The sequence below is a fragment of the Mycobacterium sp. JS623 genome, from assembly GCF_000328565.1.
GTDB lineage: Bacteria > Actinomycetota > Actinomycetes > Mycobacteriales > Mycobacteriaceae > Mycobacterium.
Genome location: NC_019966.1, coordinates 3,842,252 through 3,868,143 on the forward strand (window position 1 = coordinate 3,842,252; position 25,892 = coordinate 3,868,143).

The following is a 25,892-nucleotide window of genomic DNA, read 5'->3' on the forward strand; positions in this document are numbered from 1 at the left end:
GTGACCAACGCCGTCATCGCGATTGCGGGGTCTTCTGGCCTGATCGGCTCGGCGCTGGTTTACGCGCTGCGCGCCACCGACCGCCGGGTGCTGCGGATCGTGCGGCGGGCTCCGTCGAATGCCGACGAGGTGTTCTGGAACCCCGACACCGGCGAGTTCGACTCGAGCGCACTGGACGGTGTTGATGCGATCGTCAACCTGTGCGGCATCAACATCGGCGAGAAGCGATGGTCGGGTGCGTTCAAACAGAGCCTGCGCGACAGCCGCATCGGCCCGACCGAAGTGCTCTCGTCCGCTGCGGTCGAGGCAGGGGTTCCAACGCTCATCAACGCCAGTGCGGTCGGCTACTACGGCGACACCGGCGGTCGCACCGTCGACGAAACCGCCCCTGCCGGTGAGGGTTTCATGGCCCAGCTCTGTGCGGACTGGGAAGCCGCGACGTCGTTCGCCGAGCATGACGGCACCAGGGTGGTGCTGGCACGCTCCGGCCTGGTGCTGGCGCCGGCGGGCGGACTGCTGAGCCGGGTCAAGCCGCTGTTCTCATTAGGGCTCGGCGCCCGACTGGGTAACGGGCGCCAGTACATGCCGTGGATCAGCCTCGAGGATGAGGTCCGGGCGCTGTTGTTCGCGATCAAGCACGACGAGGTATCGGGTCCCGTCAACTTGACCGGGCCTGCCCCCGTGACCAACGCCGAGTTCACCGCCGCACTCGGTCGCACCGTGAACCGGCCGACCCCATTGATCGCCCCCGGGTTCGCACTGCGCACGCTGATCGGCGAATTCGCCGACGAGGGTCTGCTCGGGGGGCAGCGGGCAATCCCGGCGGCGCTGGAACGCGCGGGCTTTCACTTCCACCACAACACGATCGGCGAAGCGCTGGCGTTCGCGACGGCTCCGAACAACACGTGACGAGTAGCGTCTATGCCATGGCGGCATCCATTCGATCGGCGACAACGCCGGTCGACGTGCGGCGGCTCGGCACCCTCGACTATCAGGCCGCCTGGCAGCTGCAGCGAGAACTCGCCGACGCCAGGGTCGCAGGCGGCCCAGACACCCTGCTGCTGCTGCAGCACCCGCCGGTGTACACCGCTGGACGCCGCACGCTGCCCGAGGAACGCCCAGTTGACGACACTCCCGTCGTCGACACCGACCGCGGCGGCAAGATCACCTGGCACGGCCCCGGCCAGCTGGTCGGCTATCCGATCATCGGGCTCGCCGAACCGCTCGATGTGGTGAATTTCGTTCGGCGCCTTGAGGAATCGATGATCAAGGTGTGCGCGCAGCTGGGATTGGAAACCGGCCGGGTCGAGGGCCGCTCGGGGGTGTGGGTGCCGTCGGACGGCAAGCGACCGGCACGCAAGATCGGCGCCATCGGTATCCGGGTGTCGCGTGCGACCACCCTGCACGGCTTCGCCCTCAACTGTGACTGCGACCTCGACGCGTTCGGCGCGATCGTGCCGTGCGGCATCTCCGACGCCGGTGTCACCTCGCTGACCGCTGAGCTGGGCCGCCAGGTCACCGTCGACGACGTCCTCTCCCTGATGGCCGACGCCGTGTGTGACGCGCTCGATGGCCGCCTGGTAGTAGCGTTGACGTAGTGACAGTCGCTCCTGAATCCAATGTCGCCGGCCCTCCGGCTCCGGAAGGCAGAAAACTACTGCGCCTCGAGGTCCGCAATGCCGAGACGCCGATCGAGCGCAAGCCGCCATGGATCAAGACCCGGGCGAAGATGGGCCCGGAGTACAAGGAGCTCAAGGCGCTGGTAAAGCGCGAGGGTCTGCACACGGTGTGCGAGGAAGCCGGCTGTCCGAACATCTTCGAATGCTGGGAAGACCGTGAGGCCACGTTCCTGATCGGTGGCGAGCAGTGCACGCGGCGCTGCGACTTCTGCCAGATCGACACCGGAAAGCCCGCCGACCTCGACCGCGACGAGCCGCGCCGGGTTGCCGAGAGCGTGGCTGCGATGGGGCTGCGCTACTCCACCGTCACCGGGGTGGCCCGCGACGATCTGCCCGACGGCGGCGCCTGGCTGTACGCCGAAACCGTGCGCACGATCAAGAAGCTCAACCCCAACACCGGCGTCGAGTTGCTGATCCCGGACTTCAACGGCGAGCCCGCGCTGTTGGAGGAGGTCTTCGAGGCCCGTCCAGAAGTGTTGGCGCACAACGTCGAAACGGTGCCGCGGATCTTCAAGCGGATCCGCCCGGCGTTTCGCTACGAGCGCAGCCTGAGCGTGCTCACCGCGGCCCGCGAATTCGGCCTTGTCACCAAGTCGAATTTGATCCTCGGCATGGGCGAGACTCCCGAGGAGGTGCGCACCGCGCTTGTTGATCTTTACGACGCCGGCTGCGACATCGTCACGATCACGCAGTACCTACGCCCGTCGGTGCGCCACCACCCGGTGGAGCGCTGGGTCCACCCCGACGAGTTCGTCGAGCACGAGCAGTTCGCCAACGGCCTCGGCTTCGCCGGAGTGCTGGCCGGTCCCCTGGTCCGATCGTCGTATCGGGCCGGCAGGCTGTACGGGCAAGCCGTGGCGGCTCGGCCTTCGGGAGCCGCAGCGGCGGCGACATCCGACTCCGTATCCTGAACTAATGGCAAAACCCCGTGACCCCGCTGCGGCGAAGGCTGCCAAGGCCGAGGCCAAGGCGACCCGCAAGGCGGCCTCCAAGGAACGGCGCAGCCAATTGTGGCAGGCGTTCCAGATTCAGCGCAAAGAGGACAAGCGCCTGCTGCCCTACATGATCGGTGCGTTCGTGCTGATCGTTGGCGCCTCCGTGGCGTTCGGGATTCTCTCCGGCGGGTTCACCGGCTACATGATGATTCCGCTGGGCGTCGTGCTCGGTGCGCTGGTGGCCTTCATCATCTTCGGCCGTCGCGCGCAGAAATCCGTATACCGCAAGGCCGACGGGCAGACCGGCGCCGCGGCGTGGGCGCTGGACAATCTGCGCGGCAAGTGGCGTGTCACCCCAGGAGTTGCGGCCACCGGCCATTTCGACGCGGTGCACCGCGTGATCGGCCGCCCCGGCGTGATCTTCGTCGGCGAAGGCTCGGCGACCCGTGTCAAACCCCTACTGGCCCAGGAGAAGAAGCGCACGGCACGACTGATCGGCGACACCCCGATCTACGACATCATGGTCGGCAACGGCGAGGGCGAGGTACCGCTGTCCAAGCTGGAACGCCACCTGAACAAACTGCCCGCGAACATCACGGTCAAGCAGATGGACTCGCTCGAATCGCGGCTGGCGGCGCTTGGCACCAAGGCCGGACCGGCCGCGATGCCGAAGGGCCCGCTGCCGGGGCAGGCCAAGATGCGCAACGTGCAGCGCACCGTCCGCCGTCGATGAGCGCTTGCGCGAAGAGCATCAAGCAGAGCTGACTTTCATCATCTCTTTACGACGGCGGTATTCGTCACCTTGTCCTGCAGGCCCCGCATGTCGGCGTCGGTGATCAGCGGCGGAATCACCACCGCGATCAGCACTCCGCGCACCACGGCTCGGCCGAAACCGACGTGCTGGCGGCCATCGACCGGGACGACGATCAGGCCCAACGCGTACTGGCCCGGCGTGAAGCCGAACAGCCGAACCGATACTGCACCCAGCACCAGCCAGATGCCCAGGATCGCCCATTGCATCCACGGCATCGACACCAAACCCAACGACATCGCCAGGGCAGCCAGCCCGTAGGCGATCAACCAGTCAAGGAACAGCGCCGCGATGCGCCTGCCCATCCGGGCAAGCGATCTGGGTCCGGATTGCGGCAAACCCAGCCGCTGGCCCGGGTACTCGTTGGGTTCTTGGCCCTGTCCGCCTGACTCCGAAGACGGACCCGACAGCCAGGACCCAATCTCGCGGGCCATACTGTCAGGATAAGCGGGGCCTTCTGAAGGCCCATCGGCCGCCGCTGCAGGCAAATTGCGTAACTTCAGCGCAACATGCGGTTGACGACCATGCAACATCGTGTCCATAGCGTCAACCCGCGGGTTTACCAGAAATAAGGAGACAACTCAGTGGCAGAAAAGACCGCCGACGACATCATCAAGCAGATCAAGGACGAAGACGTTGCCTACGTCGACATCCGGTTCTGCGATCTCCCCGGTGTTGTCCAGCACTTCTCGGTCCCGGCTTCGGTATTCGACGAGAGCGTGTTTGAGGACGGGCTGGCATTCGACGGTTCGTCGGTGCGCGGCTTCCAGTCGATCCACGAGTCCGACATGATGCTGCTGCCGGACCCCGACACCGCTCGGATCGATCCGTTCCGCGCCGCCAAGACGCTGAACCTCAACTTCTTCGTGCACGATCCGTTTACCCGTGAGGCGTACTCCCGCGACCCGCGCAACGTGGCCCGCAAGGCCGAGAACTACCTGGCCAGCACCGGCATCGCCGACACCGCGTACTTCGGTGCTGAGGCGGAGTTCTACATCTTCGACTCGGTCGCGTTCGACTCGCAGATGAACGGCACGTTCTACGAAATCGACTCCGAGGCCGGCTGGTGGAACACCGGTGAGGCGGTCGAGTCCGACGGCAGCGCCAACCGTGGCTACAAGGTCCGTCCGAAGGGTGGCTACTTCCCCGTCGCCCCCTACGACCACTTCGTCGACCTGCGCGACGAGATGTGCACGAACCTGCAGAATTCCGGCTTCGTTCTCGAGCGCGGCCACCACGAGGTGGGCACCGCAGGGCAGGCCGAAATCAACTACAAGTTCAACACCCTTTTGCACGCGGCCGACGACTTGGTGCTGTTCAAGTACATCATCAAGAACACCGCGTGGCAGGCCGGCAAGACCGTCACCTTCATGCCCAAGCCGCTGTTCGGCGACAACGGTTCCGGCATGCATTGCCACCAGTCGCTGTGGAAGGACGGCAGCCCGCTGTTCCACGACGAGTCGGGTTACGCCGGCCTGTCGGACACGGCACGCCACTACATCGGCGGCATCCTGCACCACGCGCCGTCGCTGCTGGCGTTCACCAACCCGACCGTGAACTCCTACAAGCGCCTGGTGCCGGGCTACGAGGCCCCGATCAACCTGGTGTACAGCCAGCGCAACCGGTCGGCCTGCGTGCGTATCCCGATCACGGGCAACAACCCGAAGGCCAAGCGCCTCGAGTTCCGTTGCCCGGACAGCTCGGGCAACCCGTACCTGGCGTTCGCGGCCATGATGATGGCCGGCCTGGACGGCATCAAGAAGAAGATGGAGCCGCAGTCCCCGGTCGACAAGGATCTCTACGAGTTGCCGCCGGACGAGGCCGCCAGCATCCCGCAGGCGCCGACTTCACTGTCGGCCGTGATCGATCGCCTCGAGGAGGATCACGACTACCTCACCGAGGGCGGCGTGTTCACCGAGGACCTGATCGAGACCTGGATCTCCTACAAGCGCGAGAACGAGATCCTTCCGGTGCAGATCCGGCCTCACCCGTACGAGATCGCGCTCTACTACGACGTTTAAGTCGGCTCGCCGACGCGACGTCTAAATCGTCTGACAGACGCGGGGCGGAGGATTTCCTCCGCCCCGCGTCTGCGTTGCGGCCGGGGTGCCGCTACACGCTGAAGTCTTGAACCTTGTCCACCTGCGGACCGCCAGCCGAGATGTCGACGCCGTGGACCTCTTTCATTTGATCGCGGAACCATGTGTTGAACGGCGCATCAGATGATGAGAACTTCTGCATCCCTGCTAACGCATCGTCGCCTTCCAGATAGACGACCGCGACTGCGCCATCAGGGGTCTGCTGATGCCAGACCATCTGCCGCGTCAGCCCGGCTTCGCGTAAGGCTGCTTCAAACTCATCGCGTCGAGCGCCGACCATTTCGTCGAGCGCCTGGCGATCGAGTTCTTCCTTGCCGGGCACGATCGGAATCATGAACATAAACTCAGACATTGCTTCCCCCTGTATCGACCGGATCCGCAGCGACGAATCCTGAACAGCCGTAGGGAGTAATTCTGGGCCCGAAAACAAGCTCGGCGGCGCTCGAATGGCCTGTCAACTTGCTGTGAACCGCGACGGACTCACGGTGCCCATCCGGACGCAGCCCAATTACTTGCAACAGCCAAAACATTTCCTTCACGCTTTCGGGCAAGGCTAGGGAAACGCCCGATTCCTCTCGACCGGTCCGGCCCTAGCGTCTGTATATGGGGGGAGCCGCGTCGTGCGGTCGGTGCTCCCATGCCCACCGGCCGCGCGACGTCCGGCGTGTGATTCCCTGCGCAACCTCAGGACCGTAGGGTCATCTGCATGACGACGAAAGTGGATGCACGCCTCAATTCGTACTCTCCCGCTGTCTTGAGTCTGTTCCGCATCGTGTTCGCATTGATGTTCACCCTGTTCGGCACATCGCATGTCTTCGATTGGCCGATCGCGTTCAGAATCCCGACGGGCAGCTGGCCGGTCTGGTACGCCGGTGTCATCGAACTGGTCACCGGGCTGCTGATTCTGGTCGGGCTGTTCACCCGGATCGCCGCGTTCATCGCCTCGGGTCACATGGCCGTCACCTATTTCTGGCAACACCAGCCGAAGGGCTTGTGGCCGATAGTGCCGCCGCAGATGGGCGGAAACGGCGGGCTGGCGGCGATTCTGTTCTGCTTCGCCTTCTTCCTGCTGGTGTTCACCGGGCCCGGCGCCTACGCGCTCGATTCGATGCGAACCCGTCGCCGGCGTCAATGAATAGCGAACGTGTATAGATACGCATAGCTAACCAACAGCAGCGTTAATTAGCTGATCAGATCATGTAGCAGCTAAATCTAGGGAAACACCCTATTCCCCTTCAGCAACCAGTGGTCGATGATTGATCAATGTCCACTGGGTCGATGGCCGACGCGGGTCCGGTGCTGATGGTGCATCAGGTTGGGCAATGCGATCGCGTCACCGGTGCGGTCACCTACCAGGCGACCGTCGGTGCGGACGACGCTCCCTTCGCGTTGTCATTCACCCGGCCGCGGGACGGGGAGGTCGCCGACCTCGGATACGGCATGTTCCGCTATACACCGCACGCCCGGGTGAACGCCGACTCCGACAGCTTCATAGTGAGCGCCACCGACGGCCTGGGCGGGTCGCTCGACTCCCTCGTGACTTGGATCAACGACAATCAGGTTCCTGTCGCGGTCGCTCCGCCGCGGTTATGGCCGCCCGATCCGACCACGGGCGCGGTCACCGTGTCGCCGAATATCGTTGACCCGGACGGTGATTGGCTGACATATACACTCGACGCCCCTTTCCCGCGGCGCGGCTCGGTGACTATCGACTGGGACGGCACCTTCACTTACGTTCCGTACCCGTCGGAGCGCGACGACACCGCGGCAAGCGAGGAAACGTTTGGCTTCCGCGCCGTCGACCCGCGCGGTGCGAGCGCGTACATCACGGTGACGGTGCCAATCTGCCCGCGCCACACCGATATTCCACAGGATGCCGACTCGGCGATGCAAAGGCCGGATCCGCAGACCGGCGTGATCACCGGCAACTGTGGCGGCGCCGTCGAGGGCTACACGTACGGCGCCAGCGCTCCCGCCAAGGGCACAGTGATGATCAACGCGACAACGGGCCTGTGGGCCTATCGGCCGGCCGCCGCGGCACGGCACCGGGCGGTCGCGGACGGCGCCTCGATGAACGAGCGGCGCGACAACTTCACTATCACACGTTCGAAGGGCAAGCGGGACAAACTCACTGTGCCCGTTTCGGTTCCGCTGGTGTCGATGAAGACGGTGTCGTCCTACGCGGTGACGGCGGAGATCCCACTGGGCGTAGTGCCCGCGGATCTAGCCGTCAGTTCTCGCGGCGACCAGGTCTACGTGACGAGCTTCGTCGACGAAGCGGCGATCACAGTGGTCCGTACTGCGGACAACTCTCTGTCACGGATTCCTCTGACCTTCCGGCCCGAGGGCGTGGTCATCGGGCCCAACGGTCAGCGGCTCTACGTGGCGGATCCGGCCGGACGCAGTGTTGCGGTGATAGATCCGATCGAGAAGACGACCGAGTACATCGCGGTGGGTGATCGCCCGTTCCACATGGCCGTCGTCGGCGCCGACCTCTACGTGGCCAACAACCAGGACGGCACCGTGAGCGTGATCGACACCATCGAAGGCGTCGTGGTCCGCACCATCGAGGTCGGCGGTCATCCCTACGCCGTGGCCGGGACCCTAGGCCAAGCCTTTGTGACCGATTACGGCTTCTACGGCGGCGAGTCGACGCACAGCGTGTCGGTGATCGCCGCGCGCGGCAATCTGATCACCGTCGCTCCCGCCGGCTACTACCCCACCGCTGTCGCGGTGTCGCCGGATGACAGGCCAATTTACGTGGCCAACAACGAAGGGGCCTACGACAGCTCGCACCCGGGCAGCACGACCGTCATCGACGCCACCACCGGCGAGGTCAATGACACCCTGCCCGTTGGCGGCTGCGCAGTCGCGGTCAGTGACAACGGCGACCAGGTGTACCTGGCGAGCCCGGGCTTCGACGCCACTTTCACCAGCAAGCTGTCGATCGTCGATCTGCCCACCGGCCGAATCACCGCCGTACCGATCCATGGGATGCCAAATGCGTTGGCTGTCAGCGGCGATCGCATCTATGTCACGGATACCTGGCATTCGTCGTTGGTGCAGATCAGCGCGCGCGACACCTCTGTGATCGACACCGATGCGGCCAATAGTCCGCCGCAGGTGACCGTCACCCATGCGGGTTATCACCTGATTCAGGTGAGCGCGGTCGATCCCGACGATGACACCGTCACCTTCACAGCGACACAACCGTTCTGTGGGAAGGTGATCGAAATCGGCAACGGGCTGTTCCAGTACACGCCCAACGCCCTGGCGGTTGGTGGATTCGTTGACCGCTTCGCCATCACCGCCGACGACGGTCATGGCGGAGTGGTCACCAAAACCGTCGCCCTAGCCTCCTAGGCCGAGGTCCTTGCGGAACTTGCGCATGCCATCGATCTTCTCCGCGAGCGATGCCGTTGGACCGCTGTAGAACATCCACGGCATCGTGATGATCCCAGTGATACCGTTCGCCTCCGCACGCTCGTAGTGCTCCGGCGTGAAAGCGTCCGTCAGTGGCGTCAAGATCGCGAAATCGTGCATAGTCAAACCATTTTCGGCGCGCAGTTCGCGCAGCCGGTTGACCCGTTCGATGGCCCGGTCGGTGGTGATCAGGTCGCCGATCCATCCGTCGTGGCGCGCTGCACGCTTTAACGCAATGTCACTCAGGCCGCCGACGTAGATCGGGATGTGCGGCGGCGTCGGCTCCATTTCGAGTCGTGGTGCCGAATAGAACTCGCCGTCGAATTCGGTCCAGCCCGGCTGCCACAACGCCTTCATCAACTCGAGCATCTCGTCGGTACGCTTGCCGCGGCGGTCGAAGCGCTGACCCATCAAGGTGAACTCTTCCTCACACCAGCCGACACCGATGCCGAGCTCCAGTCGGCCACCGGCCAGACAGGCCGCCGTACCAATCGATTTCGCTGCCGAGTACGGATCGCGCATAGCGGGCAGGTACACCGTCGTCACGAAGTGCAGCCGCGAAGTGACGAGTGCGATCGCGCCGATCATCACCCAGGGATCGGGCCAGTCGGTGAACGCCTCCCAGCGACGCTTACCGTCCTTCGTGTAGGGGTATGGGGTTTTCAGCGTCTCGAGGTTGATGACGTGGTCGGGGATGCCCATCCCGTCGTAGCCGAGATCGTCGGCGGCCTTGGCGATTTCGATGACCTCGCTGGTGTCCAGAAACGCCGTGCTGACGTAAAACTTCATCCGGCGTCCCTGGCCCACGCCGGCCTGATGAACACGCCATCGGCCTCGACGGTGATGCCTTCAGCGTCGCTGAGATAGCCACGCGCGAAGGTTTTCACGCCTTCGGTCCGGTCGATGTACGCCTCGGCGCGCAGTGGACCCAGCGGCGTGCCGCGCAGGTAGCGCAGTGTGATGGTGCCGGTGAATTTAGGCTGGGTCAGCCCCTCGCTGGCCGCCTCGCCCAGGATGTGGTCGAGCACCAGCGCGCAGATGCCGCCGTGCACCCATCCGGGCGGACCCTCGTAGGCTCCGCTGAGCGTGAACTCGCTCCAGGCCCCGCCGTCTGCCTCGTGGTGAATGATCATCGGCGGGGCGATCGCATTGCGCACTCCGACAGCGGGATTGGCCCACGCCAATGGACGCCCGGTGTCCTCATGGCGCAGCGTGTTCGCCGCGGTGCGCTTCTTGTGTTCGAGTGTCGCCGTGACCGTCTCGATCGCGGCCTGCGCCTCGCGAGCGGTTGCTTCGTCGACATCGGTGTGGATGCCCGCATCGATGAGCCGGCGGATCGCCGCGGTCAGCGGCTCGTAGAGCACGCGTTGACGGTCGTACTCCTCCGCACTGATCACATCGAACCCGAAGTCCATACTCATGCGCTGCGCCTCATTCGCCGAACACCTTTCGTACAACCGCCTTCGCCCGCCGCGTCACCCGCAGATAGTTGTCGAGGAACTCGCCGCCGTCGTCGCTGCCCCAACCCGCAGCAAGGGCAACGGCATTGAGCTGTCGTCCGGGACCCGGAAGCTGATCTGTCGGCTTGCCGCGCACCAACACCAGCGCGTTGCGCGCCCGCGTCGCGGTGAGCCACGCCTGCCGCAACAGGTCGACGTCCCCCTCGGCGATCAGCTCGGCCCCCCCGATGGCGTCGAGAGTGGCCAGCGTCGAAGTGTTATGCAGCGCAGGCACTTTGTGCGCATGGCGTAGTTGAAGCAGCTGGACCGTCCACTCGATGTCGGCCAGCCCTCCGCGGCCCAGCTTCGTGTGCGTGTTGGGATCTGCGCCGCGCGGCAGCCGTTCGGCGTCGACGCGCGCCTTGATGCGTCTGATCTCCTGCACGGCTTCTGCCGATACGCCGCCCGGCGGATAGCGGGTCTTGTCGATCATCAACAGGAAGCGCTCCCCCAGATCCAGATCGCCGGCGACGCGGTGCGCCCGCAGCAGCGCCTGAACCTCCCACGCCTGCGCGTACTTCGCGTAATACGCCTCATACGACGCAAGCGTGCGCACCAGCGGTCCATTGCGACCCTCCGGCCGCAGGTTGGCGTCGACCTCGAGCGGCGGGTCGGCGCTCGGTGTGCCCAGCAGCGTGCGCACCTGCTCGGCGATCGTCACCGACCAACGCACCGCGACGGAGTCGTCGACACCCGGAGACGGGTCGCAGACGAACATCACGTCCGCGTCCGACCCGTAGCCGAGTTCGCCGCCGCCGAGTCGGCCCATTCCGATCACCGCGATGCGCGCGGGCACGCCGTCCTTCGGGGTGTTGGCGCGGATGACGGCTTCCAATGCCGCCTGCAGCACGGCCACCCACACCGATGTCAGCGCGTTGCACACATCGGTCACCTCGAGCATGCCGAGCAGGTCGGCAGAGGCGATGCGGGCGAGCTCTCGGCGCCGCAGCGTGCGTGCCGCAGCGATCGCCCGCACCGGTTCGGGATGCCTGTCCGCAGAGGCGATCAGCGCGCGTGCGACGCCGTCAGGGTCGACTTCGAGCAGCTTCGGGCCGGTGGGCCCGTCGGCATACTGCTGGATTACCTCGGGTGCCCGCATCAGGAGATCGGGGACGTAGGCAGACGTGCCGAGCACCTGCATCAACCGCTTGGCCACCGCACCTTCGTCGCGCAGCGTCGATAGGTACCACCGGTGGTCGGCCAGCCCTTCGCTGATCCGCCGGTACGCGAGCAGGCCGGCATCCGGGTCCGGCGTGTCGGAGAGCCAATCCAGCAGCGTTGGCAGCAGGATCTGCTGCACGCGGCCACGCCTGCCGGAGTGGCCAGTGAGGGCGCCGAGGTGGGTCAGCGCGCTCTGTGGGCCCTCATACCCGAGCGCAGCGAGCTGACGTTCGGCGGCCTGGGGGCTCATGCCCCCGGAAATTCCAGAAATGCCAACTGTGCCAACAGATTCCAGCAACGGCTGATAGAACAGCTTGGCGTGTAGCCGCGACACCCGCATGTTCTGCCGCTTGAGTTCCTCGCGCAGCACTCCCTGCGCGTCGTGCCGCCCGTCGGGGCGAACGTGCGCTGCCCGCGCCAGCCAGCGCAGCGCCTCGTCGTCGTCCTCGTCCGGCAGCATGTGCGTGCGCTTCAGCCTCTGCAGCTGCAGCCGATGTTCGAGCAGCCGCAGGAATTCGTAGGACGCGGTCAGATTCGCAGCGTCATCGCGGCCGATGTAGCCGCCGGAGCCCAGGGCGGCCAGCGCATCGACCGTCGACGCGACATGCAGCGCCTCGTCATTGCGGCCGTGCACCATCTGCAGCAGTTGGACGGCGAATTCCACGTCACGCAGCCCGCCGGTGCCGAGTTTGATCTCGCGGGCCCGCACCCCGGCGGGCACCAGTTCCTCGACCCGCCGACGCATCGCCTGCACTTCGGCCACGAAGTCCTCGCGCTCGCTGGCGGTCCACACCATCGGCATCAGCGCCTCGATGTATTGCCTGCCCAAGTCGGCATCGCCCGCCGATGGCCGAGCCTTCAGCAGCGCCTGAAACTCCCACGTCTTGGCCCACCGCTGGTAATAGGCGATATGGCTGTCCAGCGTGCGCACCAGCTGGCCGTGCTTGCCCTCCGGACGCAGCGCCGCGTCCACCTCGAAGAAGGCGTCGCCGGCGAACCGCATCATCTCGCCGGCCACCCTGGTTTCGAGGGCATCTGCGGTCTGGCCGACGAAGATGACGTCGACGTCGCTGACGTAGTTCAGCTCGCGCGCGCCGCACTTGCCCATCGCGATCACCGCGAGCCGCGGCGACTCGTCGCCGCCCGCCACCGATCGGGTCGCGACGATCAGCGCGGCGCCAAGGGCGGCATCAGCGATATCGGAGAGGTGCTCACCGACGGTGGTGAACGGCAGCACCGGTTCGTTCTCGACCGTTGGCGCGAGGTCCAGCCCGGCCAACACCAGCAGCCGGTCGCGGTGTAGCGCCCGCAATGGCTGCAGTGCAGCCGTTGTGTCGCTTGCCTTTTCGGCCTCCGCGGCGAACATGGTCCGCAGTTGGGCGGCGGACGGCAGCGTGACGGCGCCCGCCAACAGCCGCCACGAGTCGGGATGGGCGATCAGGTGATCGCCGAGCGCCAGCGACGAACCGAGCACACCGAACAGCCGGCCCCGCAGCGCCTTGTCCTTGACAAGCGCCTGGTTGAGTTCGGCCCAGTCTGCTCCTACGGCATCGGCGAGCCGGACCATCGCGCGCAGCGCGTTATCGGCATCGGGTGCGCGTGACAGCGACCACAACAGCTCGACGTGTGCGTCGCTGTTCCAGCCCAGCCGGTCCAGGTCCGCGGTCGCGGAGGATTCGACCAGCCCGAGCCGGCCTACGCTGGGCAGCTTGGGACGCTGCGTCGCAGGTTTGGCCACAACCCGACGTTACTGTGCGCGCCCGCTAAAGCGACAAGTAGGCCTTCAGCTCGAATGGGGTGACGTGGCTGCGGTAGTTCTCCCACTCCGCGCGCTTGTTGCGCAGGAAGTAGTCGAACACGTGCTCCCCCAAGGCTTCCGCGACGAGTTCGGAGTTCTCCATCTCGGTCAGCGCGACGCCGAGGCTACCGGGCAGCTCCTTGTAGCCCATCGCACGGCGTTCCTCCGCAGTCAGGCTCCACACGTTGTCCTCGGCCTGCGGGCCGAGCACGTAGTTCTTCTCGATCCCGCGCAACCCAGCGGCCAGCAGGACAGCGAACGTCAGATACGGATTGCATGCCGAATCGGGGCTGCGCACCTCGATGCGACGCGATGCCGCCTTGCGTGGCGTGTACATCGGCACCCGCACCAACGCGGAGCGATTCGCCGCGCCCCACGATGCGGCCGTCGGCGCCTCACCGCCGTGCACCAACCGCTTGTAGGAATTCACCCATTGGTTCGTGACAGCGCTGATCTCCTGGGCGTGCTCGAGGATGCCGGCGATGAACGACTTGGCGACATCGGAAAGCTGCAGTGGGTCATCGGGGCTGTGGAAGGCGTTGGTCTCGCCTTCGAACAGGCTCATGTGCGTGTGCATGGCCGAGCCGGGGTGTTCGGCAAAAGGCTTGGGCATGAACGAGGCTCGCACCCCGTCGCCGATGGCGACCTCCTTGACCACGTACCGGAACGTCATCACGTTGTCGGCCATGGACAGTGCGTCGGCGTAGCGCAGGTCGATCTCCTGCTGGCCCGGCGCGCCCTCGTGGTGGCTGAACTCCACCGAGATGCCCATCTGCTCAAGGGCATCGATGGCGTGGCGGCGGAAGTTCGGTGCCGCGTCGTGCACGGCCTGATCGAAGTAGCCGCCGTTGTCCGCAGGCACCGGCGGCGTGCCGTCCTCCTCGCCGGGCTTCAGCAGGAAGAACTCGATCTCGGGGTGCACGTAGCAGGAGAAGCCGAGGTCGCTGGCCTTGGACAGCTGGCGGCGCAGCACGTGTCGCGAGTCGGCCCACGACGGTGAACCGTCGGGCATCGTGATGTCGCAGAACATCCGCGCCGAGTGGTGCATGCCCGAACTACTGGTCCACGGCAGCACCTGAAACGTCGACGGATCGGGCCGGGCCACCATGTCGGCTTCGGACACGCGCGCAAAGCCCTCGATCGCCGATCCGTCAAAGCCGATGCCCTCCTCGAAGGCGCCTTCGAGTTCGGCGGGTGCGATCGCGACCGACTTGAGGTATCCGAGTACGTCGGTGAACCACAGCCGGACGAAGCGGATGTCGCGTTCTTCCAGCGTGCGCAGCACGAATTCCTTCTGCCGATCCATGACCGCAGCGTAGGTTCGCGCTGTTAAATCTGTGTTACACGGGCGCTGCGTTTAGCGCTAGCAGCGCAGACCGTCCGGCGGGACGACGGAGTCGACCAAGTAATTCACCACCGCAGTGTCGACACATTCGTCTCCGTTGAACACCACGGTGTGCTGGGTGCCGTCGAATGTGATCAGCGGGGCGCCCAGCTGATGGGCAAGGTCGACGCCCGCCTGGTACGGGGTGGCGGGGTCGTGCGTGGTGGAGACGACGACGACCTTGCCGGGCCCCGGCGAGGAGGCCGGGTGCGGGGCCGACGTCGGCGGCACCGGCCACATCGCGCACAGGTCGCGCGGGGCGAACCCGGTGAAGGTGCCGTATTCCATGAACGGCGCGGCCTCGCGAATCTGCCGATCCGCGTCGGCCCACACTGCGGGGTCGGTCGAGTACGGCGAGTCGACACAGCGAATCGCGGCGAACGCGTCCTGAAGGTTCTTGTAGTGGCCCGATTCATCGCGATGCTGATAGTCATCGGCGAGCAGCAGCAGATCTCCTGCGTCGGTGCCACGCTGCAGGCCCAGCAGACCGCTGGTGAGGTACTGCCAGTAGCGCCGCGAGTACAGCGCGTTGACGGTACCGGTCATCGCGTCCTGATAGCTCAGGCCGCGCGGATCCGACGTCCAGCCCGGCTTGTTCACCAGCGGATCGACCAACTCGTGAAAGCGGTCGACGAATTTCGCGGGGTCGGTACCGAGCGGGCAGCCGGTCGACTGTGCGCAGTCGGCGGCGTAATCGTTGAAAGCCGTTTGGAAACCTGCCATTTGGCGGATGCTATTGGCGATCGGGTCGAGGCTGGGGTCGATGGCACCGTCGAGCACCATCGCCCGGAGGCGATCAGGATACTGCTGCGCGTATGCGGCGCCGATTTCGGTGCCGTAAGAGAAACCGAGATAGTTGATCTGGTTCTCGCCGAGCGCCGAGCGCACCACGTCCATGTCACGCACCGACGACGCGGTGCCGACGTTGGCGAGGAACTCGTTGCCCATCCGCTGAGTGCACTGTTCGGCGATTTGGGCGTAGAGGGCTTCGATGTGGGCGACGCCGTCAGGGCTGTAGTCGGCCATCGGTTCCCGGCGGTACGCGTCGAATTCGGCGTCGGTGCGGCAGCGCAGTTCCGGGGTGGAGTGGCCGACGCCGCGCGGATCGATGCCGACCAAATCGAACCTGCGGGTGATGTCGGTGTTGGCGAGGGACGCGCCCATGCCGGCGACGGTGTCGACGGCCGATGCGCCCGGTCCTCCAGGGTTGACGACGAGCACCCCGAGCCGATCGCCCGACGCGGGGACCCGGATGACCGCCAATTGCGCTTGGGCGCCTTCGGGTTTGGCGTAATCCACCGGCACCGACACCGTGCCGCATTGCGCGGTCGGGATTGCGGACGTGTCTCCGACGAACCGCTCGCAGCTTCCCCACACCGGCGGCTGGCCGTACTCCTGCAGCGATTCACCTTCCGGCGACGCCCATGCCGCAGGGCACGCGATCGCCGACATCAGGGAGATCGCGAGCAGCACTGTATTCACCCTGCCCGCCCGCCACATGGCGAACATGGTCGCATGACTGACCGCCGCGGGTCTGCGCCTGGGATACAACAGTGACCTTGCTGTTATCGGGCGTCTAGCTCGTAGGTTAACCAGGTCGACTTTTCGGCGCCGATACCGTCGTAAAGGCGTTGCGCCGTCGCATTGTCGGGCGCCGTCTCCCACACCAGCTTCTCGGCGCCCCGCTCGCGACACAGTTCCACGCAGCGCTCGATCAACGCACGACCGGTACCCGTGCCACGAGACGCCGGCACCACGAACAAATCGTTGAGCACCCCGACCCGGCCTGCGTACAGCGTCTGCCATGTCCAGTAGATGGTCGCGAAACCTAGTGGCTTTCCATCGGTATCACGCGCGATGAGCTGAAGTCCCTCGGACGGATCGTCGATCAATGCGGCCACCAACGCGGCCAACCGCTCGTCGGAGGGCTCCACGCGATAGAAGTCGCAGTAGGCCCGCAGCATCGGCATCAGCTCGGGCACGTCGGCGCCGCCGACGGTGGTGATGGTCAGCATCGGGTGTTCGGCGGCGGCACGGTCACGTCGACAAGGTAGCGCGCCGAGATGTTGTCGACGCAGGAATTCCCTTGGAAGACAACGGTGTGCTGAGTTCCCTCGAACGTCAGCAACGTGCCACCCAGTTGCTGAGCCAGGTCGACGCCCGCCTTGTACGGCGTTGCCGGGTCGTTGGTCGTCGACACCACCAGGATCGGGGGCAGGCCTTTCACGGTGATCTCATGCTGATCGCCCGTTGCCGGCACCGGCCAGAACGCGCAGGTGTCAAGGGGCGCAAGGCCGGTGAACTCGCCGTAGTTCATGAACGGCGCGACCTCGCGGACGCGGCGGTCCTCGTCGACCACCTTGGCGCGGTCGGTGATGTGCGGCTTGTCCATACAGTTGACCGCGACGCGAACGTCGGTGGAGTTGTTGTAGTGCCCCTTGGCGTCGCGACCCATGTAGAGGTCGGCCATCGCGAGCATGGTGTCACCCGTGCCGTCGCGGAGTTCGGACAGCGCCTGGGTCAAATGACGCCACAGGTTCGGTGAGTACAGCGGCAGGATCGTCCCGACGATCGCGTCGCTATAACTCAGCCCGCGAGGATCCTTCGTCTTCGCCGGCTCCTTCACCAGAGGGTCGACCAGGCTCTTGTAGACGTCGGTCGCCTTGGCGGGATCGGTGCCCAGCGGACAGTCAGGGCTCTGGGCGCAGTCGGCGGCGTAGTTGTCGAACGCCTTCTGGAACGCGGCGGCTTGGCGGATCTCCTCCTCGATCTGATCGGCATTGGGGTCGACGGCGCCGTCGAGGATCATCGCCCGGACCTTGTCGGGATAGGCCTCGGCGTACAGCGCCCCGATCCGGGTGCCGTACGAGTAGCCGAGATAGGTCAGCTTGTCGTCGCCGAGACCGGCGCGAATGGCCTCGAGATCCTTGGCCACATTGGCGGTTCCGAGGTTCTCCAGGAATTCCTTGCCCATCTTGTCGACGCAGCGCTGGACGAACTCCTTGTTCTCCTTCTCGATGTGCGCGACACCTTCGGGCGTGTACTCCACTGTCGGGTCAGCACGCAGCCGGTCATTGTCGGCATCGGAGTTGCACCACGCCGCGGGCACCGAGTTGGCGACTCCGCGAGGGTCAAAGCCGACGAGATCGAATCGCTCACGCACCGACTGCGGCAGCGTCGGGGCCATCGACGCGGCGGCTTCGACGCCGGACTCTCCCGGTCCGCCGGGGTTGACGACCAGTGAGCCGACCTTCTCGCCCGTCGCCTTGATGCGAAGCATCGCGATCTGGGCGACGTCGCCGTCGGGCTTGCTGTAGTCGACGGGCACCGACAGCAGGCCGCACTCGGCACCCGCGGGGATGCGCGCCTCTTCGGAGACGGCCGACTTGCACGGCGCCCACTGGATCGGTGTGCCCGGCCGGGGCGCCGAGATGACGGCGCGCCCCTCGACCACGTTGCTGCACCCGCCCAGCAGCAGGGCAGCGATGGTCGCGAGGACCCCGATCTTGAGGTTCATGGCTTCACATGCTGCCATGACCGCGCGTCTGCCCTGGCGACGGCCGGTTTTACCTCGTCGCGTCGAGCAACTCGTTCAGCGCCACTTCGAAGTCGTCGGCCATGTCCCATAGATCGGGCAGTAACTCGGGACACGACACGATGCCGACATCGAGCTTGCCGGTCAACGACATCACGGTGATGTTCAGCCCGGAGCCGTGGAAGATCGGGCCCAGAGGGTACATGGCCTTGACCTCGCTGCCGAGGAAGTACAGCGGCACCTGCGGGCCTGGCACGTTGGAGATGACCAGGTTGTGCACCGGCCGCGCCTCTGTCAGCCGACTGCTGGCGTAGACACGCATGGCCACACCGAACACCGCAGGCGCGGCGAACTGGGTCCAGTCCTGAAGCAACGTCGCCCCGATAGCCGAACTATGTTGCTTGGCAACCGAATTCGCCTCCGCGATGGATTTCAGCCGCTCGCCCGGGTCATCGATGTGAGTCTCCAGTTTGGCGAACATGCCCGACACCTGATTGCGGCCGGGCCGATCGGACTTCTCGTGCACGGACACCGGAACCATTGCGACAAGGGAGTTGTCGGGCAGTTCGCCGCGGTCTTGAAGGAACTTCCGCAGCACCCCGGAAACCAGCGCCATCACGACGTCGTTGACCTTCACGCCGAAGTGGTTTTTGACGGTCTTGATGTCCTCGAGGTCGAGTTGGGCGAACGCGATGTTGCGGTGGCCGGTGACGTTGGCGTTGAACGAGGTCTTGGGCGCGGCGAACGGTGCGGCCATCGCCAGCCCGCTGCGGGCGCGTTTGACGGTGTCGACCACCGACGACAGCGTGGTCGGCACCACGTTGACCAGGCGCAACGGCCGGGTGACGAATTTGACGGCGCCACTGACCGCGATCTCGAGGCTGCTGGCATCGCCGACGCCGTCCACCGGGTCGGGCGCGGGCGCGTCCGGTTCGGTGCTGCACAGGGTCGACATCAGGTTGGCGCCGGTGACACCGTCGATGCCGGCGTGGTGCATTTTGGTCATGATCGCCAACCGGCCCCCGGCGTGCGCGTCGGTGCCCGCGATGTTCTCGATCACCCACGTCTCCCACAGCGGCCTGCTGCGGTCCAGCGGAAGTGACGCGATATGCCCGCAGATCTCTGCCAGCTCGTGTCGGCCGCCTGGCGCAGGCAGGCCGATGCGATGCAGATGCCGGTCGACGTCAAAGTCCTTGTCGTCCACCCACACTGGATGGTCAGGGTTGAATCGGCTGTCGGCGAGCTTCTCGCGAAACTGCGGCATCGCCTTGATGCGCAGGTTCAGCGCGTCGCGCAGCCGGTCGAATGTGTAACCGCCCGGCATGGTCGAGGTGTCGAGCTCGAGGATCGAGCACACATGCAATGGTTGCTTGGCGGTTTCGAGGTAGAGGAAACTGGCGTCGAGTCCGCTGAGCCGTTGCATGCCGGGAAGCTTATGCGTGGTCACGCGAGGTGTGAGGAAATCCACTTAACGTGCCTTTTAACTTTCCGACATCGGGGTGGCAGACTTGTAAACGTCAGACGAACCCGGGGACCCAAAGGGCCACGAGGATCGACCCCGACGAAACCACGAGGGACAATGATGTCTGAGCAGACTGTTTACGGTGCTGCCGATTCCAAACCGCGCGCCAAAGTGCGCACCCATCACCTCCAGAAATGGAAGGCCGAGGGCCACAAGTGGGCCATGCTGACGGCCTACGACTACTCCACCGCCCGTGTTTTCGACGACGCAGAGATTCCGGTGCTGCTGGTCGGCGACTCCGCTGCCAACGTCGTCTACGGCTACGACACCACGGTGCCAGTGACCATTGACGAGCTCATTCCGTTGGTGCGCGGCGTGGTGCGGGGCGCACCGCACGCGCTGGTGATCGCGGATATGCCGTTCGGCAGTTATGAGGCGGGCCCACAGCAGGCGTTGGCCACCGCCACCCGGTTCCTGAAGGAAACCGGTGCGCATGCGGTCAAGCTGGAGGGCGGCGAACGCGTCGCCGAGCAGATCGCCACGCTGACGCAGGCCGGAATTCCGGTGGTGGCCCACATCGGCTTCACCCCGCAGAGCGTCAACGGCCTCGGCGGCTTCCGAGTGCAGGGCCGCGGTGATGCTGCCGAGCAGACCATTCACGACGCCATCGCTGTGCAGGAAGCCGGAGCCATTTCCGTTGTGCTCGAGATGGTGCCTGCCGAACTGGCCACCCAGATCACAGGCAAGCTGACCATTCCGACCGTCGGTATTGGCGCGGGGCCGAATTGCGATGCGCAGGTGCTGGTCTGGCAGGACATGGCAGGGATGACGAGCGGCAAGACGGCCAAGTTCGTCAAGCGATTCGGTGACGTCGGCAGCGAATTGCATACCGCCGCAGTGCAATACGCGAACGAGGTGGCTAGCGGGGCATTCCCCGCAGAGGAGCACTCCTTCTAGGCTCTAGGCCCTAGGCGAATTCGGCTTTCCGCTTCGCCAGGAATGCGTCGATGCCCTCGCGGCCATCGGCGGAGTCAGCCAGCTTCGCGATCAGCCGGCCTTCGAGTTCCATCTGTTCTTCGAGTCCGGCCGAGAACGTCGACAACAGCAGGTTCTTCACGCCCCCGTTGGATTCGCTTGCGGTGGCGGCCATTTGGGCTGCGAGCTTGTCGGTGCGGGCGGCCTGTTCCGCGTCGGGCACCACCTCGGTGACCAGACCCCACTGCGACGCCTCCTGCGCCCCGAGCGTGCGGTTGGTCAGCATCAGCTCCTTGGTCTTGGTGATGCCGATCAACCGGGGCAGGTAGTACGACGAGCTGCCGTCGGGGCTCAGCCCGGCGCGCGTGTAGGCCATGGTGAACGACGAGGACTCCGCCGCCAGCACCAGGTCGCCGGTGATCGCGAGCGAGAACCCTGCGCCGGCGGCGACACCATTGACTGAGGTGATCACCACCGCGTTCATTCGCGCGAACGTGGAGATCGCGCGATGCAGATCATCGGCCACGCCCTTGATGAACGGACCGCGAGTCTCGGCGGCCGCGAATGACTTCAGATCCCCTCCGGCGCAGAAGAATCGGCCGGATCCGGTGATGACGACGACCTTGGTGGCCGGCGAGTCACAGCGCTTGGCGGCGTCGGCCAGTTCGCGAGTCATGGTGTCGTTCATGCCGTTTGCGGCATCGGGGCGGTTCAACGTGATCCGCGTGATGGGCCCGGACTGCTCGAACTTGATGGTCTGGAATTCGGTCACACTTGGACTGTATCGGCAAACCCGAGCCGCGCCGCGGTTGCCTTGTGAAGTTTGGCGAAGTCGCCGTCGAAGCCCAGCGTTCTCAGCGCCCCGTCGGCAATCACCAACGGTTGCTCGTCGGGGCAATCGATGTCGTCGGAGCGCCGGTTGATCACCGATTCGACCAGTCGAAACGGTAGGTCGTCGGCGTCGGCGGGCCCGTCGTATTCCGCGATGACGTCGGCGGCGAGACTGCGGTAGCGGGCGCGCAGTTCGGCACGCAGCAGTCGGAACTGTTCGAAGCGGTCGAGGCGCAACTCGGGAAGCAGATACAGCGCGCCCAGATTCCACCGGCTGGCGCAAAGCTGCGTGACGTCGGCGACCACCAGGGCGTGCAACCGCGGCGCCGCGGGTCCCGTCTCGCCAAGCAGTTCGGCGGCCAACCGTAGCGGCACGTCGACGGTGCCCGTCAGCAGCGCGTCGAGGATGTCGTCCTTAGTGGCGAAGTGGTGATACAGCGAGGCTTGGCGCACGCCGACCGCGTCGGCGATCCGTCGCGTCGAGGTGCTGGCGTAGCCCAGGTCGGTGAAAAGTTCCGCCGCCGCGTCGAGGATTTCCTCACGCGCGGTCTTGCCTGGCCGCCGCGACTGCTCGAGCCTCGGGCGTCCACGGCCGTCGCTGCTCATGGCCACATTCTCGCACCGTGCTTGCCATACTCAGGACATCGGCGATAGGGGGCGACGTAGATCCGCAACCACCGCAAGCTTCTGCGGCTGTGAAGCGCGCGGAGTGTCTACACAAGTTGACTGTGATCCAGGTCGGCTTATCCATCCTCGCCAGCGCCCTGGCCGCGGTTGGACTGCTTTTTCCCCGGCTAGCCCTAATACCTGTCATTTGATAGAAATACAGTCAACGCAGTCGTAACAGCCGCGATACGCCGGTGGAATCGCTGCGCTGAAAACTTTCAAGTGACAGATATTCGGACAGGAGCCGACCTTGAGTACCGACTCAACGACTGGCGCGCGCGATCACGCCCGGTCTCAGGTACACACCGCCACCATGCGGATTCCCGCCACGCCGCGCGACGTCGACCCGGCACGCCTGCTGTGGGCCGAAGCCGTTCCGCCTGGCTCGTACGCGGCCAGAGTCCTCGGCCGCGGTACGCGCCTTCGGCTCATCGATCCCGACGGCGGCGCGTGTGCCCACCTGCTGCTCTTCCGGTCCGACGCACCATGGGAGCGGCTCAATGTGGCCGACACCGTGAAGGTGCCGTGGCAGGCATACCTCGGAGTCGGCCATCCGCTGCTGTCCGACCAGGGCCGGGTGTTGGCGACCGTGGTCGCGGACAGCTCGGCCCACCACGACACGTTGTGCGGCATGACCGATGCTGGACGGGCCAAGATGCTGTTGGCCGCCGCCAAACACGGTCTTGATATTCGCGACGTTGCGCCGTCGGTGTCGTTGTTCAAGGGCGTGCGCGTCGGCGATGACGGGGCACTGGGGTTCACTGGGTCGGCCGGACCCGGCGCCGCGGTCGATCTGCTGATTCATCTGCCCGTGGTGGTCGCGCTCGTCAACACCGCCCACCCGCTCGATCCCGACCCGGCGCTGACCGGTCTCGACGTGCTGGCGTGGGGCGCAGGTGAACAGCTCACCGCAGCGGTCAACGACGAACCCGAATACTTGCGTGCCCTGTTCAACACCGAAAGCACTTGGGCCGCAGCACAACCCAGTGAGGACACCAAATGACCACGACAGAACTGGCCGTGATCGGCGACGAGGTGGTCGAGGCGTGCGCGCCGTGGTCTGCGATCGTGCGGGCCGGTCAGACGCTGCAGATCATCGACCTGCACGGCAATCAGGCGGTCGACACGCTGCTCTGGGGCGTCGCGGGCGATGAGGTCGACCACCGGCTCCGCTACAGCGGGCAGGCCACCATCGCCGCACAGCGCAACATCTTCCTGTCCACCGGCTCGGTGCTGCGGGCCGCCGACGGCACACCGCTGATGACGATCGTCGCCGACGACGTCGGCAATCACGACACGATCGCAGGCGCCTGCTCCAAAGAATCCAACACGCTGCGCTACGGCCATCACACCGTGCACCAACACGCTTGTGCCGAAAACTTTTTGGCCGAGGGTGCCAAGTGGGGGCTTGGCAAGCGCGACATCGTGCCCAACATCAACTTCTTCATGAACGTCCCCGTCGAGGCCGACGGCACGCTCGGGATCGTCGACGGGCTCTCTGCTCCCGGAAAGTCGCTGTCGTTGCGGGCCGACCGCGACACGCTCGTGCTGGTGTCGAACTGCCCGCAGATCAACAATCCCTGCAACGGATTCAACCCGACGCCGGTGCGGATGGTGATCTCGGCCGGATGAGCGCCATCGAGGTGGTGCGGCCGGGAATGCTGACCACCGTGCAGGCCTGGCCCGGCCGTATCGGGTACTGGCACGTCGGTGTGCCGCCATCAGGACCGATGGACGACCTGTCGTTCCGGATCGGCAACCGGGTGCTCGGCAATCCCGAAGGCGCCGCAGGCCTCGAATGCACGAGAGGCGGTCCGGCCCTTAGATTTCCGGACGGCGGACGAGTATGCATCACCGGCGCACCCCTGGCGGTGGTGCTGGACGGGACGCCGGTTCCGCAATGGCAGTCAATCGCAGTTCCTGCCGGCTCAGTGCTGGACGTCGCGACGATGACCGGTCCCGGCATGCGCTGCTACGTACTGGTGGCTGGTGGCCTGCAGGAGCCCGAATACCTGGGCAGTACAGCCACATTCACACTTGGCACATTCGGCGGCCACGACGGCAGACCGCTACGCGAGGGTGACGTGCTCACGGCGGTCCCAGACCCAGCACCGCTCAACAGCCGCCCCACGCGTGCTGCGATCGACGAGCAGCCCAGCATCGGGCACCGCTGGGAGATCGCCGTCACAGAAGGCCCACACGGTGCACCCGAGTTCTTCACCCGTGCCGATATCGACACGATCGTCGGGACCGACTACACGGTTCATTTCAACTCCGATCGCACCGGCGTGCGACTGGTGGGCCCGAAACCGCAGTGGGCACGCAACGATGGCGGTGAGGCCGGGCTGCATCCGTCGAACATTCACGACAATGCTTACTGCGTAGGCAGTTTGGACTTCACCGGCGACACCCCGATCCTGCTCGGGCCCGACGGCCCCAGCCTCGGCGGGTTCGTCTGCCCGGTCACCGTGGTCGGCGGTGAGCGCTGGAAGCTCGGTCAGATGGCACCGGGCGATGCGGTGCGATTCGTTCCGGTGCGCGCCGAACGGGCGCCTTCGCTGCGCACCATCGACGCCGACCGGCGCGCGTCGTTTCCTCTGGTGATCTCGACTTCCAGCGACAACGACGACGGCGTGCTGAGGCGCTTCACCGCGTCCGACGGTACCGAAGTGACGCTGCGTCGTGCCGGCGACGGCGGCGTGCTCATCGAGTATGGGCCGATGGTGCTCGACCTTGTCATGCGGGCCAGGGTGCATGTGCTGTACGAACACCTGCTCGCACAAGGCATTCCGGGCATCACAGAACTCACCCCCGGTGTGCGCTCGCTACAGGTGCAGTTCGATCCTGCGGTGCTGTCGATCGCTGAAGTGAGCGATCTGCTGGCGGGCCTTGACGGCGAGATGCCGGCGTCGGATCAGCTCGTCGTGCCGAGCCGCACCGTCCGGCTGCCGTTGTCGTGGGACGACCCGGCGACGCACGAAGCCATTCAGCGCTATATGCATGGCGTGCGAGCCGATGCGCCGTGGTGCCCAGACAACATCGAGTTCATCCGGCGGATAAACGGTCTGGATGATGCGGCGCAGGTGCACGACATCGTGTTCAACGCAGAGTATTTGGTGCTCGGCCTCGGTGACGTGTACCTGGGCGCGCCCGTCGCCACTCCCCTGGATCCACGCCACCGGCTGGTCACCACGAAGTACAACCCCGCGCGCACATGGACACCTGAGAATGCCGTCGGCATCGGCGGTGCGTACTTATGCATCTACGGCATGGAGGGCCCTGGCGGTTATCAGTTCGTCGGTCGCACCACCCAGGTCTGGAATCACTGTCATCCACGGAATGCCCAGTCGTTCGAGCCCGGAACACCGTGGCTGCTACGGTATTTCGACCGAATCAGCTTCTACCCCGTGAGTGCTGACGAGTTGCTGCATCTGAGGGCCGAGATGGCCGCGGGGCGTGGCGAGGTCGCGATCGACGACGGGAAGTTCTCCCTCGGCGACTACCAAGAATTCCTGATCGACAACGACGCCGGAATCACCGCGTTTCGCCAACAGCAGGCCGTGGCGTTTGCGGCCGAGCGCCGGGCCTGGGACGAGGCCGGGGAGTTCCGCCGAGCGTCCTAGGAGCGTGTTCA

Annotated in this window: 23 protein-coding genes; 11 read left to right on the top strand and 12 right to left on the bottom strand. The window is 65.5% G+C overall.

Annotated features, from left to right (window positions below; translation table 11 throughout):
- From MYCSM_RS18865 to MYCSM_RS18880, 4 genes are read left to right on the top strand one after another with little or no spacing between them, the layout of a single operon-like run.
- Positions 1-909 (top strand): TIGR01777 family oxidoreductase, encoded by a 909-nt coding sequence (locus MYCSM_RS18865; protein WP_015307759.1) that lies wholly within the window; start codon positions 1-3, stop codon positions 907-909.
- A 17-nt stretch (positions 910-926) separates the two neighbouring features.
- On the top strand, positions 927-1,598 hold the full coding sequence (lipB, locus tag MYCSM_RS18870; protein WP_015307760.1) for a lipoyl(octanoyl) transferase LipB: 672 nt from the start codon (positions 927-929) through the stop codon (positions 1,596-1,598).
- Positions 1,598-2,590, top strand: a complete 993-nt coding sequence (lipA, locus tag MYCSM_RS18875; RefSeq protein WP_015307761.1) for a lipoyl synthase — start codon at positions 1,598-1,600, stop codon at positions 2,588-2,590. Before lipB ends, lipA begins: the two co-directional genes overlap by 1 nt.
- Positions 2,591-2,594: 4 nt before the next feature.
- Positions 2,595-3,347 carry a DUF4191 domain-containing protein gene (locus MYCSM_RS18880; RefSeq protein ID WP_015307762.1) on the top strand — a complete coding sequence of 251 codons (753 nt, stop codon included), beginning with the start codon at positions 2,595-2,597 and terminating at the stop codon, positions 3,345-3,347.
- Positions 3,348-3,385: 38 nt separating this feature from the next.
- Here MYCSM_RS18880 and MYCSM_RS18885 read toward each other — a convergent pair whose 3' ends face one another.
- The gene (locus MYCSM_RS18885) at positions 3,386-3,859 is read right to left on the bottom strand and encodes an RDD family protein (RefSeq protein ID WP_015307763.1); all 474 of its coding nucleotides are present in this window, start codon (positions 3,857-3,859) and stop codon (positions 3,386-3,388) included.
- Between the two features lie 150 nt (positions 3,860-4,009).
- On the opposite strand from MYCSM_RS18885, the gene glnA (MYCSM_RS18890) reads away from it, so the two are divergent.
- Positions 4,010-5,446 (top strand): type I glutamate--ammonia ligase, encoded by a 1,437-nt coding sequence (glnA, locus tag MYCSM_RS18890; RefSeq protein ID WP_015307764.1) that lies wholly within the window; start codon positions 4,010-4,012, stop codon positions 5,444-5,446.
- 91 nt (positions 5,447-5,537) lie between these two features.
- Here glnA (MYCSM_RS18890) and MYCSM_RS18895 read toward each other — a convergent pair whose 3' ends face one another.
- Positions 5,538-5,876, bottom strand: a complete 339-nt coding sequence (locus MYCSM_RS18895) for a hypothetical protein (RefSeq protein WP_157681355.1) — start codon at positions 5,874-5,876, stop codon at positions 5,538-5,540.
- 354 nt (positions 5,877-6,230) lie between these two features.
- Between MYCSM_RS18895 and MYCSM_RS18900 the strand changes: the two genes are divergently transcribed.
- The gene (locus tag MYCSM_RS18900) at positions 6,231-6,659 is read left to right on the top strand and encodes a DoxX family protein (RefSeq protein WP_015307765.1); all 429 of its coding nucleotides are present in this window, start codon (positions 6,231-6,233) and stop codon (positions 6,657-6,659) included.
- 128 nt (positions 6,660-6,787) lie between these two features.
- Positions 6,788-8,887: an Ig-like domain-containing protein gene (locus MYCSM_RS35290; protein ID WP_083906311.1), complete on the top strand. Its 2,100-nt coding sequence runs from the start codon at positions 6,788-6,790 to the stop codon at positions 8,885-8,887.
- On the opposite strand, the gene MYCSM_RS18910 is transcribed toward MYCSM_RS35290, so the two are convergent.
- Genes MYCSM_RS18910 through MYCSM_RS18945 form a run of 8 tightly spaced genes read right to left on the bottom strand, consistent with a single transcriptional unit; the run spans position 8,876 to position 19,747 of the window.
- Positions 8,876-9,736, bottom strand: coding sequence for a TIGR03619 family F420-dependent LLM class oxidoreductase (locus MYCSM_RS18910; RefSeq protein ID WP_015307767.1), 861 nt, complete (start codon positions 9,734-9,736; stop codon positions 8,876-8,878). The genes MYCSM_RS35290 and MYCSM_RS18910 overlap by 12 nt on opposite strands.
- Positions 9,733-10,368 carry a PaaI family thioesterase gene (locus MYCSM_RS18915; RefSeq protein ID WP_015307768.1) on the bottom strand — a complete coding sequence of 212 codons (636 nt, stop codon included), beginning with the start codon at positions 10,366-10,368 and terminating at the stop codon, positions 9,733-9,735. Before MYCSM_RS18915 ends, MYCSM_RS18910 begins: the two co-directional genes overlap by 4 nt.
- Positions 10,369-10,378: 10 nt before the next feature.
- Positions 10,379-13,345: a bifunctional [glutamine synthetase] adenylyltransferase/[glutamine synthetase]-adenylyl-L-tyrosine phosphorylase gene (locus tag MYCSM_RS18920; RefSeq protein WP_015307769.1), complete on the bottom strand. Its 2,967-nt coding sequence runs from the start codon at positions 13,343-13,345 to the stop codon at positions 10,379-10,381.
- 25 nt (positions 13,346-13,370) lie between these two features.
- Positions 13,371-14,711 (bottom strand): type I glutamate--ammonia ligase, encoded by a 1,341-nt coding sequence (glnA, locus tag MYCSM_RS18925; RefSeq protein ID WP_015307770.1) that lies wholly within the window; start codon positions 14,709-14,711, stop codon positions 13,371-13,373.
- Positions 14,712-14,768: 57 nt separating this feature from the next.
- Positions 14,769-16,298, bottom strand: coding sequence for an alpha/beta hydrolase (locus MYCSM_RS18930; RefSeq protein ID WP_015307771.1), 1,530 nt, complete (start codon positions 16,296-16,298; stop codon positions 14,769-14,771).
- A 56-nt stretch (positions 16,299-16,354) separates the two neighbouring features.
- The gene (locus MYCSM_RS18935; RefSeq protein WP_015307772.1) at positions 16,355-16,804 is read right to left on the bottom strand and encodes a GNAT family N-acetyltransferase; all 450 of its coding nucleotides are present in this window, start codon (positions 16,802-16,804) and stop codon (positions 16,355-16,357) included.
- Positions 16,798-18,306 (bottom strand): alpha/beta hydrolase, encoded by a 1,509-nt coding sequence (locus MYCSM_RS18940; RefSeq protein WP_198344956.1) that lies wholly within the window; start codon positions 18,304-18,306, stop codon positions 16,798-16,800. Before MYCSM_RS18940 ends, MYCSM_RS18935 begins: the two co-directional genes overlap by 7 nt.
- Positions 18,307-18,355: 49 nt before the next feature.
- The gene (locus MYCSM_RS18945; protein WP_041314404.1) at positions 18,356-19,747 is read right to left on the bottom strand and encodes a WS/DGAT/MGAT family O-acyltransferase; all 1,392 of its coding nucleotides are present in this window, start codon (positions 19,745-19,747) and stop codon (positions 18,356-18,358) included.
- 159 nt (positions 19,748-19,906) lie between these two features.
- On the opposite strand from MYCSM_RS18945, the gene panB reads away from it, so the two are divergent.
- Positions 19,907-20,743, top strand: a complete 837-nt coding sequence (gene panB, locus MYCSM_RS18950) for a 3-methyl-2-oxobutanoate hydroxymethyltransferase (protein ID WP_015307775.1) — start codon at positions 19,907-19,909, stop codon at positions 20,741-20,743.
- Between the two features lie 10 nt (positions 20,744-20,753).
- Here panB and MYCSM_RS18955 read toward each other — a convergent pair whose 3' ends face one another.
- The gene (locus tag MYCSM_RS18955; RefSeq protein ID WP_015307776.1) at positions 20,754-21,533 is read right to left on the bottom strand and encodes an enoyl-CoA hydratase/isomerase family protein; all 780 of its coding nucleotides are present in this window, start codon (positions 21,531-21,533) and stop codon (positions 20,754-20,756) included.
- Positions 21,530-22,198 (bottom strand): TetR/AcrR family transcriptional regulator, encoded by a 669-nt coding sequence (locus MYCSM_RS18960; protein WP_015307777.1) that lies wholly within the window; start codon positions 22,196-22,198, stop codon positions 21,530-21,532. Before MYCSM_RS18960 ends, MYCSM_RS18955 begins: the two co-directional genes overlap by 4 nt.
- 310 nt (positions 22,199-22,508) lie before the next feature.
- On the opposite strand from MYCSM_RS18960, the gene MYCSM_RS18965 reads away from it, so the two are divergent.
- The 3 genes from MYCSM_RS18965 to MYCSM_RS18975 are packed head-to-tail and all read left to right on the top strand — an operon-like array spanning position 22,509 to position 25,881.
- Complete coding sequence (locus MYCSM_RS18965; protein WP_015307778.1) at positions 22,509-23,261, top strand: DUF1989 domain-containing protein; 753 nt, start codon at positions 22,509-22,511, stop codon at positions 23,259-23,261.
- On the top strand, positions 23,258-23,890 hold the full coding sequence (locus MYCSM_RS18970) for an urea amidolyase associated protein UAAP2 (RefSeq protein ID WP_015307779.1): 633 nt from the start codon (positions 23,258-23,260) through the stop codon (positions 23,888-23,890). The genes MYCSM_RS18965 and MYCSM_RS18970 overlap by 4 nt, the downstream gene beginning before the upstream one ends.
- Positions 23,887-25,881, top strand: a complete 1,995-nt coding sequence (locus MYCSM_RS18975) for a 5-oxoprolinase/urea amidolyase family protein (protein ID WP_015307780.1) — start codon at positions 23,887-23,889, stop codon at positions 25,879-25,881. Before MYCSM_RS18970 ends, MYCSM_RS18975 begins: the two co-directional genes overlap by 4 nt.
- Positions 25,882-25,892 lie beyond the last annotated feature (11 nt).

Bases quoted from the DNA above. Each gene is read 5' to 3' on its own strand.
- MYCSM_RS18945 (WP_041314404.1), bottom strand. From the start codon at position 19,747: ATGCAACGGCTCAGCGGACTCGACGCCAGTTTCCTCTACCTCGAAACC.
- MYCSM_RS18900 (WP_015307765.1), top strand. From the start codon at position 6,231: ATGACGACGAAAGTGGATGCACGCCTCAATTCGTACTCTCCCGCTGTC.
- MYCSM_RS18915 (WP_015307768.1), bottom strand. From the start codon at position 10,368: ATGAGTATGGACTTCGGGTTCGATGTGATCAGTGCGGAGGAGTACGAC.
- lipB (WP_015307760.1), top strand. From the start codon at position 927: ATGGCGGCATCCATTCGATCGGCGACAACGCCGGTCGACGTGCGGCGG.
- MYCSM_RS18975 (WP_015307780.1), top strand. From the start codon at position 23,887: ATGAGCGCCATCGAGGTGGTGCGGCCGGGAATGCTGACCACCGTGCAG.
- MYCSM_RS18940 (WP_198344956.1), bottom strand. From the start codon at position 18,306: ATGAACCTCAAGATCGGGGTCCTCGCGACCATCGCTGCCCTGCTGCTG.
- MYCSM_RS18895 (WP_157681355.1), bottom strand. From the start codon at position 5,876: ATGTCTGAGTTTATGTTCATGATTCCGATCGTGCCCGGCAAGGAAGAA.
- MYCSM_RS18885 (WP_015307763.1), bottom strand. From the start codon at position 3,859: ATGGCCCGCGAGATTGGGTCCTGGCTGTCGGGTCCGTCTTCGGAGTCA.
- MYCSM_RS18970 (WP_015307779.1), top strand. From the start codon at position 23,258: ATGACCACGACAGAACTGGCCGTGATCGGCGACGAGGTGGTCGAGGCG.
- MYCSM_RS35290 (WP_083906311.1), top strand. From the start codon at position 6,788: ATGTCCACTGGGTCGATGGCCGACGCGGGTCCGGTGCTGATGGTGCAT.
- MYCSM_RS18880 (WP_015307762.1), top strand. From the start codon at position 2,595: ATGGCAAAACCCCGTGACCCCGCTGCGGCGAAGGCTGCCAAGGCCGAG.
- MYCSM_RS18960 (WP_015307777.1), bottom strand. From the start codon at position 22,198: ATGAGCAGCGACGGCCGTGGACGCCCGAGGCTCGAGCAGTCGCGGCGG.
- panB (WP_015307775.1), top strand. From the start codon at position 19,907: ATGTCTGAGCAGACTGTTTACGGTGCTGCCGATTCCAAACCGCGCGCC.
- glnA (WP_015307770.1), bottom strand. From the start codon at position 14,711: ATGGATCGGCAGAAGGAATTCGTGCTGCGCACGCTGGAAGAACGCGAC.
- MYCSM_RS18910 (WP_015307767.1), bottom strand. From the start codon at position 9,736: ATGAAGTTTTACGTCAGCACGGCGTTTCTGGACACCAGCGAGGTCATC.
- MYCSM_RS18935 (WP_015307772.1), bottom strand. From the start codon at position 16,804: ATGCTGACCATCACCACCGTCGGCGGCGCCGACGTGCCCGAGCTGATG.
- MYCSM_RS18930 (WP_015307771.1), bottom strand. From the start codon at position 16,298: ATGTTCGCCATGTGGCGGGCGGGCAGGGTGAATACAGTGCTGCTCGCG.